The organism is Shewanella inventionis (assembly GCF_019931735.1).
GTDB lineage: Bacteria > Pseudomonadota > Gammaproteobacteria > Enterobacterales > Shewanellaceae > Shewanella > Shewanella inventionis.
Genome location: NZ_CP082926.1, coordinates 1011003 through 1026910 on the forward strand (window position 1 = coordinate 1011003; position 15908 = coordinate 1026910).

At 42.1% G+C, this 15908-nt stretch carries 17 protein-coding genes; 7 read left to right on the forward strand and 10 right to left on the reverse strand.

Annotated features, from left to right (window positions below):
* Window positions 1–38: 38 nt before the first annotated feature.
* Window positions 39–527: a TIGR00645 family protein gene (locus K8B83_RS04600; RefSeq protein WP_188740675.1), complete on the reverse strand. Its 489-nt coding sequence runs from the start codon at window positions 525–527 to the stop codon at window positions 39–41.
* Window positions 528–834: 307 nt separating this feature from the next.
* Between K8B83_RS04600 and K8B83_RS04605 the strand changes: the two genes are divergently transcribed.
* The gene (locus tag K8B83_RS04605; protein WP_188740674.1) at window positions 835–1239 is read left to right on the forward strand and encodes a hypothetical protein; all 405 of its coding nucleotides are present in this window, start codon (window positions 835–837) and stop codon (window positions 1237–1239) included.
* A gap of 82 nt (window positions 1240–1321) precedes the next feature.
* Here K8B83_RS04605 and K8B83_RS04610 read toward each other — a convergent pair whose 3' ends face one another.
* Window positions 1322–2356 (reverse strand): polysaccharide lyase family 7 protein, encoded by a 1035-nt coding sequence (locus K8B83_RS04610; RefSeq protein ID WP_188740673.1) that lies wholly within the window; start codon window positions 2354–2356, stop codon window positions 1322–1324.
* Window positions 2357–2662: 306 nt separating this feature from the next.
* Between K8B83_RS04610 and K8B83_RS04615 the strand changes: the two genes are divergently transcribed.
* Window positions 2663–3415: a class I SAM-dependent DNA methyltransferase gene (locus K8B83_RS04615; RefSeq protein ID WP_223419264.1), complete on the forward strand. Its 753-nt coding sequence runs from the start codon at window positions 2663–2665 to the stop codon at window positions 3413–3415.
* Between the two features lie 96 nt (window positions 3416–3511).
* On the opposite strand, the gene K8B83_RS04620 is transcribed toward K8B83_RS04615, so the two are convergent.
* A complete protein-coding gene (locus tag K8B83_RS04620; protein ID WP_188740671.1) occupies window positions 3512–4135 on the reverse strand; it encodes an excalibur calcium-binding domain-containing protein in 624 nt (207 codons plus the stop codon).
* Window positions 4136–4343: 208 nt separating this feature from the next.
* Between K8B83_RS04620 and K8B83_RS04625 the strand changes: the two genes are divergently transcribed.
* Window positions 4344–4865, forward strand: coding sequence for a DUF1993 domain-containing protein (locus tag K8B83_RS04625; RefSeq protein WP_188740670.1), 522 nt, complete (start codon window positions 4344–4346; stop codon window positions 4863–4865).
* Window positions 4866–5191: 326 nt separating this feature from the next.
* On the opposite strand, the gene K8B83_RS04630 is transcribed toward K8B83_RS04625, so the two are convergent.
* From K8B83_RS04630 to K8B83_RS04640, 3 genes are all read right to left on the reverse strand, one after another.
* Window positions 5192–5443 carry a DUF2999 family protein gene (locus K8B83_RS04630; protein ID WP_188740669.1) on the reverse strand — a complete coding sequence of 84 codons (252 nt, stop codon included), beginning with the start codon at window positions 5441–5443 and terminating at the stop codon, window positions 5192–5194.
* A gap of 359 nt (window positions 5444–5802) precedes the next feature.
* Complete coding sequence (locus K8B83_RS04635) at window positions 5803–6192, reverse strand: hypothetical protein (RefSeq protein ID WP_188740668.1); 390 nt, start codon at window positions 6190–6192, stop codon at window positions 5803–5805.
* Window positions 6192–7763 carry a S41 family peptidase gene (locus K8B83_RS04640; protein WP_188740667.1) on the reverse strand — a complete coding sequence of 524 codons (1572 nt, stop codon included), beginning with the start codon at window positions 7761–7763 and terminating at the stop codon, window positions 6192–6194. The genes K8B83_RS04635 and K8B83_RS04640 overlap by 1 nt, the downstream gene beginning before the upstream one ends.
* Before the next feature lie 239 nt (window positions 7764–8002).
* On the opposite strand from K8B83_RS04640, the gene K8B83_RS04645 reads away from it, so the two are divergent.
* Complete coding sequence (locus tag K8B83_RS04645) at window positions 8003–8731, forward strand: arginine N-succinyltransferase (RefSeq protein ID WP_188740666.1); 729 nt, start codon at window positions 8003–8005, stop codon at window positions 8729–8731.
* Window positions 8732–8808: 77 nt separating this feature from the next.
* On the opposite strand, the gene K8B83_RS04650 is transcribed toward K8B83_RS04645, so the two are convergent.
* Window positions 8809–9087, reverse strand: coding sequence for a peptidylprolyl isomerase (locus K8B83_RS04650; protein ID WP_188740665.1), 279 nt, complete (start codon window positions 9085–9087; stop codon window positions 8809–8811).
* A gap of 286 nt (window positions 9088–9373) precedes the next feature.
* Between K8B83_RS04650 and K8B83_RS04655 the strand changes: the two genes are divergently transcribed.
* Window positions 9374–11428, forward strand: coding sequence for a prolyl oligopeptidase family protein (locus K8B83_RS04655; RefSeq protein ID WP_398410830.1), 2055 nt, complete (start codon window positions 9374–9376; stop codon window positions 11426–11428).
* Between the two features lie 159 nt (window positions 11429–11587).
* Here K8B83_RS04655 and K8B83_RS04660 read toward each other — a convergent pair whose 3' ends face one another.
* Both K8B83_RS04660 and K8B83_RS04665 read right to left on the reverse strand, forming a co-directional pair.
* Window positions 11588–12145 (reverse strand): hypothetical protein, encoded by a 558-nt coding sequence (locus K8B83_RS04660; protein ID WP_188740663.1) that lies wholly within the window; start codon window positions 12143–12145, stop codon window positions 11588–11590.
* A gap of 10 nt (window positions 12146–12155) precedes the next feature.
* Window positions 12156–12977 carry a cytochrome c3 family protein gene (locus K8B83_RS04665; RefSeq protein ID WP_223419268.1) on the reverse strand — a complete coding sequence of 274 codons (822 nt, stop codon included), beginning with the start codon at window positions 12975–12977 and terminating at the stop codon, window positions 12156–12158.
* A gap of 424 nt (window positions 12978–13401) precedes the next feature.
* Here K8B83_RS04665 and K8B83_RS04670 point away from each other — a divergent pair, with 424 nt between their 5' ends.
* Window positions 13402–14220, forward strand: a complete 819-nt coding sequence (locus K8B83_RS04670; RefSeq protein ID WP_317846452.1) for a winged helix-turn-helix domain-containing protein — start codon at window positions 13402–13404, stop codon at window positions 14218–14220.
* Window positions 14220–14738: a hypothetical protein gene (locus tag K8B83_RS04675; protein ID WP_223419269.1), complete on the forward strand. Its 519-nt coding sequence runs from the start codon at window positions 14220–14222 to the stop codon at window positions 14736–14738. Before K8B83_RS04670 ends, K8B83_RS04675 begins: the two co-directional genes overlap by 1 nt.
* Window positions 14739–14815: 77 nt before the next feature.
* Here K8B83_RS04675 and K8B83_RS04680 read toward each other — a convergent pair whose 3' ends face one another.
* Window positions 14816–15445, reverse strand: a complete 630-nt coding sequence (locus tag K8B83_RS04680; RefSeq protein WP_188740660.1) for an acetate uptake transporter — start codon at window positions 15443–15445, stop codon at window positions 14816–14818.
* Window positions 15446–15908 lie beyond the last annotated feature (463 nt).

The window sequence follows — 15908 nt, forward strand, 5'->3', positions numbered from 1 at the left end:
CTGTTATGTATCAGGGCTTTTTATTTGGGTATTACTGGTTACTTCCGAGTAATTTTATCCAAATATCCCATGGCGAAGGCCGATAACACGAAGGTGATGTGGATGAATAAATACCACATGATTTTGTCGTTTTCGATGTTTTCGGCATTCATAAAGACTTTGAGTAAATGAATTGATGAAATGGCCACAATCGATGCGGCTACTTTATTTTTAAGTGAGCCTGAATCCATCTTGCCTAGCCAGCTGAGTTTTTCACTGTTTTCGCCGACATCAAGTTGTGATACGAAGTTTTCATAACCTGAAAACATCACCATAATCAGTAGGCCACCGACTAAGGTGATGTCGATGAGTGACAGGGTTATGAGCACTAAGTCGACTTCTGCAATGGTGAAAATAATCGGAATGATATGAAAGATCTCTTGAAAGAACTTTATGCCCAATGCGAGTAAGACTAAGCTTAATCCCAAATAAATCGGCGCCATGATCCAGCGCGATGCATACATCAACTTTTCAAAAATTCTTTCCATAAAAATAGTTAACCCTTTAAATAAATACGCTAAAAAAGCAATGTAGCCATTTACGGCAAATCAATTAAGATAATAAACTTTAACTGTGATGACAAATTATGGCAAGCAAGATAATGTGTCATTTGCACTTTGTCTGTCGCATAGTGTATCTCACCACCATTAGGTTGACGATAAGTGGTGTTGTGAACTTTATTGTTGGTTAGGTACTGAGTTGAATATGACTCATTTTTTAATCTCAGCCTCAGGTTGAGCGATTACACTGTGTTAATTGAGTATGGGCTGTAACATTTAACTGAGACTTAATATTATGGATAACGCAAACACTAACCCAACAAGAAAAATGCCCTGGATGGCCATAGGGATTATAGGATCATTAATGTTATTGTTTGGGCTGTTGTTAACATTGATGCCTAAAGGATTTACGTCAGATCTTGAGAAAATCGGTACAGGTAAACCTGCGATTGTGTTTGTCTACGATCCTAATCTTGTGTCTGGTACCACTCAAACCGAACAGATGAACGAAGCGCGAGCTCATCTTGGTGATAATGTGCACTTTTTGCTGGCTAGAATTGCAACGCCAGAGGGTGAGGCGTTTATTGCTAAACATAATGCACGAGTAACTGAGTTATTTTTATTTGACCCAGCAGGCAACCTCGTTAAAAGGCAGCTTGCGGTTATTGATGCAAATGAGCTAATGCGATGGGTGCGCTAGGTGTGTTAAGTTCGACATAGTCACCTTGGCTAAACAAGAAGCCTGCTGATAATTAGCAGGCTTCTTGTTTATATAGGCTAAATTATTGCTTTAACTCAAGTTGATAAAAACTGGCTTGGGCGTAGTCGCCAGCGTCCATGCCACGCCATTGGCAATCTGAGCTGCTCTTTTTGGTATTACATTGGTTATAAACGCCTGCTTTGTAATACATCCAATCATTTTGATAACCGAGATCAACCTTGTGACCTTGGTAATTCCCTTGTGCTAGGTTGACGTCGAAGGTCTTTATTATTGGCTTGTTGCTGCCTGGATTTTTGGTAAATGTCAGCGTCATGCTGTCGCCTTTAACATTCACTTCATATGCAAAGATTTCGCCTAATTTAATGCCATCTTTAGGATCGACATCGCCTTGGCGAAGGTTGAATTTACCAAACACATTGTGACGAATATCTTGACGAAGCTTTTTGCCGTTACTGTCGACAGCATCTTGTAGTTTTGGCTCTGGGTTTAGCTCGTAGCTCCAAGATAAAGAGCCATATTCATGCTCCGGCAGTTTACGATAAACAATTTTAAGCGGTTCGTTGTCAGAGCCATGAATTTGGCCTATCACCACAGCAAATGCACCATTTTTTGTGTCATTACCGCTAAAACTCACTTGGTCCACAGACAAGGTCGCTTTTAATTGCCCGCCAATAGCGCCATATTCACTAGCATTGGGGTGCGATGCCACGACGAAATTGTTTTTAGGATCATCGTATTTGTCGGCCAACATGGCGCGTAGTTCGCTGCGGGTATTTTTACTATTTGGCGTGGTTGGCGCTTCATTGGGCGCAACAAACACTAATGCACCGGTGTTTTTATCGGTATAAAACCACTGCGGATGAGAGTAAGGCGTTTGGGTATCGCGCAGTTGTTGCTTGTTTATTTCTAAGGCTTTGCCTGCATTTTTAGTCGAGAGTTCCGGTAAGGTGATTTTCCATTTTGATAGATCAAAGTTTTGTGACGGAGCCTTGGTGGGATCAAGATTGAAGCGTTTGGCGGTATCAAGTTCAATTGAAGCCGCGACAGAGCCAGCGATCATGCAGGTGGTTAACAAACTCAGCGGGATCTTTCTCATTGAATGGCTCCTTAGGATCATGACTAAATAAGTAACCAGAATACTACAATAATATTGTATTACAAATGTGCTGTTGGGATAGGGTATTTAGCCTTGAGTTACTCCCAAGCATGAGTACGGTAATATCAAACGCATAAATTTGTGTGCTAAGTGTGTTGCGCTACGAGACTCTGTGGTTATGGTTAAGCCTACTATGTTGAGGTTAAGTAGATTTTGATGGGTATTTAAACATTAATGATGTCTCAAGCGGGCAAATTAATATATGATGCGCCACCCTAAATTTGCCTGTGTCACCGATCCCTTTTTATGTCTACCAATGCCCTTTATACCGATTTGTCCGGTTATTACGATTTAATGTGTTGTGATATTAATTACCAACAGCAAAGCAATAGCGTAGCCCGCTTGCATCAAATTTTGGGCAATAAAGGTAAACAACATTTAGATCTAGCTTGTGGCACTGGGCCGCATGTTAGGCATTTTATCGACTTAGGCTTTCAAAGCAGTGGCCTTGATATTAATCAGCCTATGCTTGATATTGCGATGCGTCGTTGCCCTGAAGCGCAGTTTAGTTTGCAAAATATGACAGAGTTTTATGTAGAACAAAAACTGGATTTAATCACCTGTTTTTTGTATTCCATTCATTATTCGCCGGGTACCGAGGCGCTTAAAGCCTGTATTGCCAGTGTGCATAAAGCGCTTAATCCAGGCGGACTATTTTGTTTTAACTCGGTCGATAAACATCAAATCAATAATCACTCTCTTGTGCGTCACAGCGCCGAGTTTGAAGGTAGCCAGTTTGTGTTTGAGTCTGGTTGGTATTACAGCGGTACAGGCGACATGCAGGCACTTAACTTGAGTATTGCCAAATCCCCGTTTGACGCCACACAGTTGTGGCAAGACTCTCATGCTATGGTCGCCACAAGCTTTACTGAGCTGCAAACATTGTTAAGCCCGTATTTTGACGTGCAAATATTTGAACATGATTATGACAGGATTATCCCGTGGGATTTAGCCTCAGGCAATGCCTTGTTTGTGTGTACAAAACGCGAGCTAGACTGATTTTATTATCCAGTTTAGACAGGCTCTTTACCTGTGCGTGGTTTTGGCGTTATTACACAGAACAATTTACATTTGATAAATACCGTGCGTAAACGATTAACGTAAGTTACCACAATGCTGTCTTTCGCATGGTACGCCATCACGATCACCATCCATTTCAGTACCTGGGCAGTTATTGATATAAAACGTTGCTTCGGCACATGAGCGCATTTGGCTGCAGTGTATTTTACCGGTTTCACATCTAAATTGTGGTTGCAGGTTTTTAGCGCTTGGATTTGGCTCTGAAGGCTCCCATTGCATTTGTTCAATATCTGCATTGGTTAACACAGGGACCGCTGTCATTTTTTCATATTGCTTATAGCCGAAAATGCCGACACCAAGAAAAATAATAATCATGAACATACGGCCAAGGATTGGGCTGCTGGCGCTATGATTATATCTTTGGCTGGGTCTATGCGGCGAGTTTGTGGTGTTATTTTTTGATGGGTGTTGACTGCTCGCAATAACGGCGACGCCTTCAATGCTGGCTTTTATGGCTTTGACTTTTCCATCGGGTTGGTTTTCACGATGAAATACAATTTCATCGCCAACCTTGGGCTTTCTAGCCATGTGCTTTAACGCTGATATATGAATAAACACATCTTGATCATTACCCGCTTCAGGTTTAATAAACCCAAAGCCTTTTTCATCGTTCCAACGAACTAACGTGCCTCTTTCCATGGCGATCTTGCTCCTCATTTTGTTTTCTGTCAGTAATATAATAACTGTATTGATGAGTTGTAAGCGAGTTATTTGAATCGGTTATTGTGTTGGATGATGACTGGGATTATTGTGGTTAATACGGGCTAAAAATGTATTTGATTTGGTTGCAATCTAATGTGGTATTGCTAACGCGTTACAGCTTGCAGCCCCAATGGAGGGATTTTCCATGCTTTACGATCTAACGGTAGTGCAATTTAGCAAAATGCTAAACAATTTAACTCATATTCTTGATAAAGCTGAAGCCTTTGCCGCACTAAAAAAAGTCGACATGGCAGTGCTGTTAAATTCTCGCTTAGCCCCTGATCAATTTAATCTTATTCGCCAGGTGCAAATTGCGTGCGACACGGCAAAAATTGGTGTGGCACGTTTAACGGGTAACATGGACACTGTGCCCAAGCACGATGATAGCGAAACCACGCTAGAGGAATTACGCCAACGCATTACCTCAGTGCTGACTTATCTTGACGGATTTAGTGAGGCCGATTTTGGCCATGCTGACAGCGTGCATGTGTCTCAACCACGCTGGGAAGGTAAGTATTTAACTGGGTACGAATTTGCCATTGAACATGCGATCCCCAATCTTTATTTTCACATCACTACGGCTTACTCAATATTGCGCCACAACGGCGTGGAAGTGGGTAAAAAAGACTACTTAGGCGCCATGCCTTACAAAGTGCCAGTGATGTAAGATCACGTGTAGGTTGAAAAACGCGAAAGGATAAGTCATGACTTATCCTTTTTTATTTTTAGCTATTGTATGTTCAATTCAGTATCGACGTGGCCTCTATCGGGCTGTCTGGTATAGGCCTTACAGTGATTGATGCGATGATAGAGCAACATGTATTAGTGCAACACAAACTCGTTGCCAGTTTATCCGCCAAGCATTAAACCAATTCTCAAAACCTTGGGTAACGGCTTTTGAGCTTGAGTGAGGTTAATTTAACGACTTAACAAAAAACGGCCAGAAGCTTAGACTCTGGCCGTTTTTTCTTTATTGAGCCACGAGCATGGGAACTACTTTTGCAATTGCGCTTTTGCTGCTTCAACTTTTGAGAAATCTAAGCCCAGCTCAACTACGGCTTCTTTAATTAAGGCTGGGTTTTGCATTACAAGGGCCATTAACTGCTGAAGCTTTTCTGGTGGAATACCTAATTGGCCTATAGTTGCCATTGCTGCAAATGGATTTTCAGTTAACGTTTGAAACAACTCATTAATTTGTGCATCGCTGATGTTGTGTTCTTTTAAGATGGCAATAATCGGATTCATTGCATGACCTTGTTGGTTAAAAGTGAGTAGGGCAAGATTTTATCACGTTTTAGCCTGTTGAGGGCAAGCCTCTGAGGTGGAGGATTCTTGGCATTGTATATCCGTCTGGCTAGCTGTTTTTATTGTTATGTTAGGTGACTTATTAACGTGAAATGGTATTACAGTGTCGTGAGTTAACCGTTTATGAATGACAATCCTGTAAATGACAGTGCAGTAAATTACAATGCAGTAAGTTATTGTGCAGTAAGTTAAGTGACAGTGCAGTGAAATGAAGTAACGCGTAAAAAAAGGCCAGAACATATTAGGATATGTTCTGGCCTTGTTATTGATGAGCTTATATTACAACACTTAAAGTGCTGCTATTGCGCGTCTTCAAACTTACAGTGGACTTGCGACAACGTAATCGTTTTAGTGCTTTGCACATGGCGTAATAAGCAAGCATCACCTTGTTTTAATAACTGAATCGCATCAGGTATTTCAGTGCTGCGGCCCATTATCAACAACCCGTTGGCATCTTTGTGCTGTTTGCGTTCAATCACCTCTTGGCTGTATTGCACAAAGGCATTGTCGCTAATCACCACACTACTTGCGCCCAACAAGCTTGCTATTGCTTGTTGCAACTCATCGTGGGTTTGCTCATTTGGATTTGTTATTGTTGCAGCTTGTGGCGAGGTGTTTACCTCGCTTGCTGTCGCCACACAACCGCTTATAAATACAATACCAAAAAGTCCTATGAGTGCTTTTAGCATTATTGCTCCGAAGCCAGCGGCGTTAAAATGCGATTGTTTTGCAACACATTTTGATTGCGGGTGTCTTGCAACATAAAGCCTGGGTCAATAAAGGTTGTTTTAGCCGGTGCACGGGCGATAGCCGTAGCGGTTGCTGGGCAGCTGTTGTTGTCACGGTAATAGAGCGCAGCACTTAACAGTGTTTCATCGGTATCACCTAATGCATGAGTTAGGTCATCATCGAGTGCGCAACCGGGTACTTCGCTGTCTACGGTTGGGTTTGTTGATGGTACAAAGCCGTCAGAATACTCGCCAAAACCTTTGTCGTTTACGCCTTTAAATTGAATCGTAAAGTAGGTGGTATCACAGTTATCTGTTGGGTAAAAACCATAAGGTTTACCGCATGTGGTGTCGCCTAATTGAATCACTTCAACATCAATACCACGCAATGCATTCATTAATGCTTCACTGGCAGAGCATGTCCCTGAGGTTGTGAGTACAAATACACGATTAAGGTTTAATGTAGGCAATGTTACGCCGCTTCTTAATAATGATGTATTAAAACCAAGTGACTCATTAATGAATGGCATGGGTGTTAACGCTTGCCCTGTAACGGGGTCCATGGTGGGGTATTTGTCGTTAAAGCTGGTGCGTTCAAACACATGATTTTCTGTGGCGCTATCACCGGCAACCATGTAGGCCAATTGGCTTGCAATGGCTAATAGTCCGCCGCCGTTATAACGGATGTCGATCACTAAATCATCAACTTGTGCGTTGCTTAGGGTGGTCATCGCATCATATAAGCCTTTTTCAGCTGTTGCGATATGTGAGTTAAATTGTAAATAACCCACTTTGCCGTTTGCGGTTTGTATTGTTTTAGTATTTTGTACTGGTGTCGACACCACAGTTTGTGCCGTGAGTGTAACGCTTCTGTCGGTTTGGGCATTTAGGTCACGCACAATAAATACCGTTTGTTGGCCACTTTCGCTCGGAAATAACCCCGCATTTAAGATATCAATACTGTCGCTATCGTTCGCGTTGGCGACACTAACGCCATCAACAGATACGATTATCGCTCCACGACTCACACCAGCTTCACTTGCTGGGCTATTGGGTTCGTTGTATGCCACAGTGACTTGTCTGCTTACTCCAGTTGATGCCTGGCGTAAACTCAACTCCATACCGTATCCTACTGAAGCACCAGAGCCGTTCAACAGCTCCCATTCTTCAGTCGACATCGAGAAATGAAAGTTATCTTTTTCGTTGCCCGTGTCAGATAGTTCATTGGTTTTTAACAGATCAAAATACTCGGCTACGCTGTATGGCGCTGGGTCGCGGTCAATGATTTCGTCATACCACAGGTAGGTGTCGTTACTCCATGAACGTAACCACAGTTTTTGTGTCAATGGTACGCTACATTGGTTAGCTAAAGTTGAGTAGTTAGCAAATGTGCCCTGTACCCATTGTGGGCTTGAAGAACCTGAGGTGTTGTCGTTATCGCTGCTTGATGAGCCCCCACCGCCACATGCTGCGAGTAGAAGACTAGTGCCAATCATCATTGGCATTAACGTGGTGCGGTTTGGTAACTGCATTTAAAATAATCCTTTATTTTACTCAATAAGCCAGTTGGCATACTTTCGATGGATATACTGTAATACACCCCGCTTTGTTTGTAACTCAAATTTTATACAATTGTTAACTGGCTTAACGACTTATACTGGTATAGGGCCAACATATAGGCTTGCTACACGGCAGTAAATGGGTGTTTTATTTGCCGTTTAGCTTCACGGGGAAGTACTATTGAACCCAAAATAATAAAAGGAGGGGGTTAATGCGAGCATCATCCAATTACTCGTTAGCTTTACGCTATAAACACATTGGCGCATCAGGCGTTAAATTATTGCTGATTATTTTGGCTACCGTGTTGGTCACCGCAGGGCTGACGTTTTTTGTCATTCGTACTTATATTTTCCCGTCACCTTTAACTCCAGTCACGTTAAACGTAAAGGAATCGCAACAGCTGGAGCAAAAATTAACCCAGTTAGGTTGGCAGGTAGACACTAGGACATCTTCAACTTCAAAACAGGTAAGGCCTTCGAGTAACAAGCAAGCACAATACAATGCCGCGGGTGAATTAACACCGCAGGCGTATCAGGAGTTTGATGCAGATCGCGAGGTGAGTTTTAGCGAAAAAGAGGTCAATTCTATGATTGGCCGCAACCCTGATTTTGCCAAGCGGGTAGCCATTGATTTTTCAGACAACCTGGCTAGTGCAACGATGCTGATCCCTATCCCAAAAGATTTTCCTATTATGGCGGGTGAAATATTACGGGTGAATACCGGTTTGGATATTCGTTTAGATGTTAATCGCCGCCCCGTTGTGGCGTTAGTGGGAGTGAGCCTGATGGGCGTACCCATACCTAATGCCTGGCTAGGTAACATGAAAAACGTCAATTTGGTGAGCGAGTTTGGCGATAGAGGCTTTTGGAATACCTTTGCTGATGGCGTTGAAGATATTCAAATTCGTGATGGCGAGTTATACATTAAACTGCGTCAATAAATACTGTTAATCAATGCCAATGACAGTGGGCATGTATCGCCGTACACTCACTGTCACTCTGCGTTTTCTTACAAACGTTAGGTGCGGTATAACACTTTTACGACATGCCAGCCAAATTTGGTTTTCACTAAATGTGGGGTAATTAATTCGCCGGTAAAACAGACCTTGTCGAACTGCGGTACCATCTGACCTTTTTTAAATTCTCCTAAATTGCCGCCATTTTTAGCTGAAGGACAACTAGAGTGTTTTTTGGCTAATACATCAAATTTAGCACCTTTATTAAGCTGCTTAATAATGTCTTCAGCTTGAGTTTGGTGTTTTACTAAAATGTGAAGTGCCGCTGCGGTTTTAGCCATGTTATTGCCTGTGCTGATGGTAAAAATAAAAAATGTCGTGGGGATTATATACCCAAAGTTATTGCCTGTGCTGATGGTAAAAATAAAAAATGTCGTGGCTATAACTGTTTAATCGTTAACATTGGCACTATTTGCTCTAGATAAATTCCTGTAACAGTTTGTAGCAGCTTATCGATTGAACATCTGCTTAATTGGTATAAAGTAAACACATAAAAATACATGAGCAAACAACTAAAAGGATAATTAGATGCTTAAGCGAATCATACCTTTATGCGTAGCGAGTGCGATGACCATGGCAACACCGATTAAAGCAGACGAAGACAAATTTATTTGGTTAGAAGATGTTGAAGGTGCTAAACCTATGACATGGGTAAAGCAGCAAAATGACCTGTCTGCCACCCACATCAAAAGCTATAAAGGCTTTGATACCTTAGTCGCCAATAGCCTCGATATTCTTAACAACAAAGAACGGATCCCTTATGCCAGCCGCACTGGCGACTATTTTTACAATTTTTGGAAAGACGAAACCCATACCCGCGGTATTTATCGTCGCACCACGCTAGAAGAATACGCCAAAGCAGATCCTAAATGGGAAACCGTGCTCGACATTGATGCCCTAGGTAAAGCCGAGGGTGTTAATTGGGTGTATAAAGGCATGAACTGCCAATACCCTCAAAATGAACGCTGCTTAGTGTCGTTATCACGCGGCGGTGCTGATGCTGCTGAAATACGTGAGTTTGACCTCAGCACCAAAAGCTTTGTTGATAAAGCGCAAAAACCATTTATGGTCGATGAAGCAAAATCGATAGTAAGCTGGATTGATAAAGACACAGTATTTATCGGCACCGATTTTGGTGATGGTAAAAGCATGACTGATTCTGGCTATCCAAGTGTAGTGAAACTGTGGAAACGCGGCACGCCGTTATCTGAAGCTAAAACCATTTTTACAGGTGATAAAGCATCGGTAGCCTCAGCGGGTTACGTTATTTTTGATGACAAAACGCCACTTAACATCATCACCGAAAGCCTAACTTTCTATACCGCTAAGCATTACGTGTATCAGAACGACAAACTCATCGCGCTGCCGTTACCCGCAGATGCCGATATTAAAGGTTATTTTAAAGGCCAGTTATACATTGAGCTGAAAAGCGAATTAGTCACCGATAAAGCAACCTTTAAGCAAGGTGCAGTTGTATCGACTCCGGTTGATAAACTCATGGCACAACAGCCCGAGTTTAGTGAATTTGTATCACCTAGCGCGAGCGCATTTATCTCACAAATTAATTTTAGTAAAAGTGCGATATTTGTTACCTGGTTAGACAATGTTAAAAGTAAACTCGTACGCTATACCCAATACAACAAAGGCGAGTGGCAAAGTGACACCGCTCCATTTGAGGCTAATGGCACCTTAAGTGTGTTTGATGTTCAGCGCGACAGCGATGAGTTTTTTGTTGATTACACTAGCTTTTTAGAACCATCAACCTTGTATCGAGTGAATGGTGCAAGCTTAAAAGCTGAAAAAGTGAAAGGCATGCCACAGCAATTTGCTGCCGATAAATTTGAAACCAAACAATTTTTTGCTAAGTCCAAAGACGGCACCAAAGTACCTTACTTTGTGGTCATGGCTAAAGACATTAAGTTAGACGGCACCAATCCTACCTTGCTTTATGCTTATGGTGGCTTTGAAGTGTCACGCTTGCCAGCATATTCAGCCACAGTAGGTAAAAACTGGTTAGAACAGGGCGGAGTATATGTGTTGGCTAATATTCGTGGTGGTGGCGAATACGGCCCAGCATGGCATCAAGCCGCGTTAAAAGAAAACCGTCATAAAGCCTTTGAAGACTTTGAAGCCATAGCAGAAGACTTAATTGCTCGCAAAATTACCACCAGTGGGCATCTAGGTATTCAAGGTGGCAGTAATGGTGGATTGTTAATGGGTGCAGCGTTTACGCGTCGTCCAGATTTATATAACGCAGTGGTATGCCAAGTGCCATTGCTAGACATGAAGCGTTATAACAAGCTGTTGGCCGGTGCCAGTTGGATGGGCGAATACGGCAATCCAGACATTGAAAAAGAATGGCAATACATTAAAACCTATTCGCCTTATCATAATTTAAAACAAGGGGTTAAATACCCTAAAGTATTTTTTACTACGTCAACCCGTGACGACCGTGTTCACCCTGCTCACGCACGTAAAATGGTCGCAAAAATGGAAGACATGGGTATTGACGTGCTTTATTACGAAAACATTGAAGGAGGCCATGCCGGTGCTGCTGACAACACCCAAGCCGCAGAGCTTATTTCAATGGTATATGCCTATTTAATGCAGCAATTACGTTAATTGATTGGGTATATACGCATATAGAAAAGAGCCTCATTGATGAGGCTCTTTTTTTGCAGGGTATATTAAAAAAAAGCCGCAGCAGAGATCCTACGGCTTGAGGCCATTACCTAGTAAAAGGGGAACTGGCGGTAACCCTAACTAGGATGGGGGAAATCATCATTCATCTGCTGCAATGAGGGTGATGTCATTGCTGGCATTAGAACCATGAATTTGTACAGCCACTTTGAAAACCTCTACCGCACCCGCAGCGGCTTTACTGCCAAGATCTAAGCCTGTAGCGTCAAAGGTATATTGTCCTTCAGTCTCCGTTTCTTGTAATAAGCCAACGCAATTGTCTATGTCAGTTTGGTCGCATTGAAAGCGTTGAGTGACATGCCAGCGTTTCCAGGCTTTAGGTTTAATCGACGGTGATGCTGGATCAGGATAGCCAAAATAAGCAATGTCATAATCAGTGGCATTAGTAATGGCTTTGCCGTCAGCGTCGGTTAGGGTAAATGTTAATGCGCCCGATGCGGCATCAAATGAGTCAAGCTTCATCGTGATAGCAGATGCTTCATCAACATCAACCGCTTCACTGACGGGGTCAACAACGACGGGCGGCACAACCACTACGGGTGGCTCAACCACAACGATATCGTCATCATCGCTATCGCTATTACAGCCAAAAATGAGCAAGCTACTGGCCAAAATGGCGCTAAGATAAGTGATCTTCATGATGCGCTCCTTAATTGAAATGACCTGTATGACAAGTGGTACATTCCATGTCTGTTTTCACGCTGGCAGCAGAACCCATAGTAGAGCTAACACCATGACAAGATTGACAAGCTTGCGCTTCAGTTGATGGTTTGGCGATGGCTAATAGTGAAATATCCTCACCACCATAAGCGCGGTTTAGGAGGTCAACAATGTAATAAGCCATGCTGGCCGATAAGCGTTTGCAGCGTTCACCTTTTAAGGAAAACTCTTTACCAGATGCCGCAGACCAGTTACTGATAGAAGAGTGACATAAAGGACTGTTAGCCACTGATGTTGCACCTACTTCAAGTGATTTTTCTGCAGTAGAGCCAATACCTGCAATAAATTCATCTGACGATAATGGTAAATCTTCAGTTTCGTAATAACGGAATGAGGCACCAATAATGGCACTATTTTGACCATTAATATCATCAAGAATATTGATTAGCATACCTGCAGCATTAAGGTTTCCGCATAATGTGCCTTGACCAACTACACCAGCCCAACCATATCCGGCAAGTGCGGTAGGAATGGTGGCAAATTTAGTGGCATCGGCACTGGCTGATGCAGCCAACATAGTGACTATGGCGTGAAATACTTGATGCATACAGCCACCGCCGGTTTCATAGGCGAGCTTAGCGGTTGCCATGGCATCGAGTGGCGCATATTTTAATTGTTCACCGAGTGCTAAACGGTAATTGCCATCAGCGTCGGTGGCTGCAAAAGCCGATGTTCCGAGTAAGGTCGCCCCAGCGGCAGCGGTGCTAATACCAATAATTTGTGTTAATGCTTGACGTCTATTTATGCTCATAATAATCACCCTTTACTTATTTTTAGTATTCCCATTTGGGAGTTTTTGAGTTGCTAACAAAAACGCCTTAGCAACTTGATGACTTAACGATAAGCGATGGGATGATTAAAGATGTGATTCAAAGCAGATAAAAATCATAGCTTAACAATCGTGGTTAACTAGGATTTTACATCGATTTTTTAATGGCTATATTGCGTAAAAACAAACGTATTTGTGAGTTAAGTCTCGTTATTTGCTGTATTTGTGCATATTTATCGCAATATCTGTGCAGTTTAAAAGGACTAAATTATGTGATCTTATTCACGTATCGCTGAGAATGTAAATTTAATCACTTACTTTTGCTAAGGAATAAAGCGCTTAGATATCAGGATCACAGTATTCATCAGTTTTTTTGCATACACTTAATTCGTCGAAGTGTGTGTTAATGATTGAGGCGGTAAAAATGCAATTGGGCCATTGCAGGTTCGATATCAGCAAAGGGGATTTGGTAAATCAAGACACAGGTGAAGTGTGGCACCTTCCTCGGGCTGAATTACATGTGTTGACATTATTGGTAGAGTACCAAGGTAAAGTGGTAGCAAAACCCTTACTAGAGTCAGGCCATGGAGATGATACCCAGTTAAGCTCTGCCTCAGTCGCTAGAGCAATTTTTACATTACGCTCTTTTCTTGGGCCACAATATGAAACGCTTATAGAGACAGTAAAAGGGCAGGGATATTTACTGAGACATCATCGAGCGCGTAAAGTCTCCTATGGTCTGCGGGGAAACTGGTCTAAACCACTTTTGCTTGGTTTGCTGGTGGCTATTTGTCTTGTCAGTGTCATTATGGCTAGCCTATGGTGGTTTAACTACACAGGCAAAGAGTTGAGTCCTGCGTTGCCATTGAGTTTAGAAACCGTCACCTTACCTTCTGGTCAACAGGTGGATATGATTTTATATTCGCCATCAAAAACCAATAACGAGCTCCTTATAGAGCAAAGTCAGCAGTTTATAAAAGGGTTACAGTTGTGCCCTGTAACAATCTGGAGTCGTGCTTTTTTATCGTTATCGCACGACAAACAAGTGCTTAATATTACGTTAAGGGGCGATCATTATGGTCAATCTCTTATCCGCAATTTAAAAATTAGCGATTTACGTCAACCTAAGCAATTTGTAACGCCGCAATGGCTAACACAATTAAATATTTGCAGCACTTCAAATGGTCGAACTCTGCAGGCTACCCGATCGCTGGAGGCAAATTAATGACAAGAAAAGGATTATGGGTCATCAATATTGTGGTGCTGGTGTGCTTATTAGGGTGTATGGCGGCAATATATCAGCTAAGTGCCAAGCCGAATAACTTTATGCTTAGTTGCAGTTCAGAATTATTTAACCATGGTGTGGCAGGTGTTGGTAGCGATCACTACTTGCTCGTTGATCTTGTGTCTAAAGACGGCTTGGCACAAATCAACTATCGTTATTACGATTTAGAAGGACATTCTGCGGGTACCATCGCAATGACAGGTCATGTCGACAGCGTTGATATTGAGCGGCAAATGTTTGCAGTTTCGGTAACAACCAAAAATGAATACGCCGGAATAAAAGATCAAAAAACGCCAGAACACTACGAATATTTATCTTATATTAGTGGTCTTAATCTGAATAAAAGCGGCATGCACTCATTAAGCGTACAGGTACTTGAACGAGATGAAACTAAAGACTACGCAGTGGTGTTATTTCAACCCAGTAATACGGTGTGCGGGTGTCGATTAGTGCATTGAGAAAATAAAAAAGCCGATGTAATTAATACATCGGCCTTTATGTAACTTAACTATTTGCTTAACGCACCATTGCCAATTTATGCGTTTACAGAGCGCAGTGTCGCTGGCTCAGCTTCAACCTTTAGTGGTGCAACATTGGCTTTTACTTGAGTTAATTCGCCAATAGGTAAAATAGTGCGGCCATATTCAGCATTAAGCACCTGCGCCATAGCAAAATAAATCGCACTGGCACCACAAATAATGCCTTCAAAACCTGCGATTGTGCCAATTAATTCGTTACCGGTAAAGTCACGAGCGGCAAGCAAAAAGAACAATATTGTTAGTGAACCAAACACAAATTGCTTAGCGCGTGGGTAACGTAATGATCCCACAAACATAAAGGCGGTAAATGTACCCCAAAGTGTTAAATACCATCCCATAAAGTGTACCGGGCTCGCTGCAACGCCCATATTTGGCATTAAAATCAACCCAACTAGCGTTAACCAAAATAAGCCGTATGAAGTAAATGCCGTTGTGCCAAACGTATCGCCGCGCATAAAGCACATCATACCTACAATAACCTGGCCGATACCGCCGTAAAAAATCCCCATCGCAAGGATCATCGAATCAATTGGAAAGTAGCCAGCATTGTGGATGTTGAGCAATATGGTGGTCATGCCAAAGCCCATTAATCCTAACGGAGCTGGATTCGCAAATTTTGTAGACATCGTGATCCCTTATGGAAAAGTTCAACAACTAAAAGTTAATCGGTACCCCTGTTGGGCAAGGCGCGCATTTTAGATAACTCGCACTAAGGTAGCAATATTCAGTAGTGAGTATTTCAATCAAAAAGGAATAAAATAAAGTTGTTTTAAAACAATTGCTTAGGTTTTATATGGTATGAGGTGATAACGATAAAACCCTTGATTGATAATAAACTCTTTTAAAATTAGTTAGATAGAAAAAACTTCTGCAACAAGGTGATTTAACGCTAGTTGTCATCATTAATGTGATACCCCTCAAAAACAGGGTGTTCGGCCGTGCCTAAAACCCGGTTAAACCATGGGGATTGCCAACAAACTTGTGACATTAGCAACAATAATCCAATAAGTTAGTGATGGCTTCCAAAATGGGCATTTTTTTGTCAAAAATTATCATTCGGTTAATTAATTTTTTCACCTAAATACATTC

Coding starts and splice junctions, on each gene's coding strand:
- K8B83_RS04620 (WP_188740671.1), bottom strand. CDS start 4,135: ATGGAAAGAGGCACGTTAGTTCGTTGGAACGATGAAAAAGGCTTTGGG.
- K8B83_RS04680 (WP_188740660.1), bottom strand. CDS start 15,445: ATGTCTACAAAATTTGCGAATCCAGCTCCGTTAGGATTAATGGGCTTT.
- K8B83_RS04605 (WP_188740674.1), top strand. CDS start 835: ATGGATAACGCAAACACTAACCCAACAAGAAAAATGCCCTGGATGGCC.
- K8B83_RS04660 (WP_188740663.1), bottom strand. CDS start 12,145: ATGAAGATCACTTATCTTAGCGCCATTTTGGCCAGTAGCTTGCTCATT.
- K8B83_RS04615 (WP_223419264.1), top strand. CDS start 2,663: ATGTCTACCAATGCCCTTTATACCGATTTGTCCGGTTATTACGATTTA.
- K8B83_RS04665 (WP_223419268.1), bottom strand. CDS start 12,977: ATGAGCATAAATAGACGTCAAGCATTAACACAAATTATTGGTATTAGC.
- K8B83_RS04670 (WP_317846452.1), top strand. CDS start 13,402: ATGATTGAGGCGGTAAAAATGCAATTGGGCCATTGCAGGTTCGATATC.
- K8B83_RS04675 (WP_223419269.1), top strand. CDS start 14,220: ATGACAAGAAAAGGATTATGGGTCATCAATATTGTGGTGCTGGTGTGC.
- K8B83_RS04610 (WP_188740673.1), bottom strand. CDS start 2,356: ATGAGAAAGATCCCGCTGAGTTTGTTAACCACCTGCATGATCGCTGGC.
- K8B83_RS04645 (WP_188740666.1), top strand. CDS start 8,003: ATGCGAGCATCATCCAATTACTCGTTAGCTTTACGCTATAAACACATT.
- K8B83_RS04600 (WP_188740675.1), bottom strand. CDS start 527: ATGGAAAGAATTTTTGAAAAGTTGATGTATGCATCGCGCTGGATCATG.
- K8B83_RS04640 (WP_188740667.1), bottom strand. CDS start 7,763: ATGCAGTTACCAAACCGCACCACGTTAATGCCAATGATGATTGGCACT.
- K8B83_RS04625 (WP_188740670.1), top strand. CDS start 4,344: ATGCTTTACGATCTAACGGTAGTGCAATTTAGCAAAATGCTAAACAAT.
- K8B83_RS04635 (WP_188740668.1), bottom strand. CDS start 6,192: ATGCTAAAAGCACTCATAGGACTTTTTGGTATTGTATTTATAAGCGGT.
- K8B83_RS04650 (WP_188740665.1), bottom strand. CDS start 9,087: ATGGCTAAAACCGCAGCGGCACTTCACATTTTAGTAAAACACCAAACT.
- K8B83_RS04655 (WP_398410830.1), top strand. CDS start 9,374: ATGACCATGGCAACACCGATTAAAGCAGACGAAGACAAATTTATTTGG.
- K8B83_RS04630 (WP_188740669.1), bottom strand. CDS start 5,443: ATGAATCCGATTATTGCCATCTTAAAAGAACACAACATCAGCGATGCA.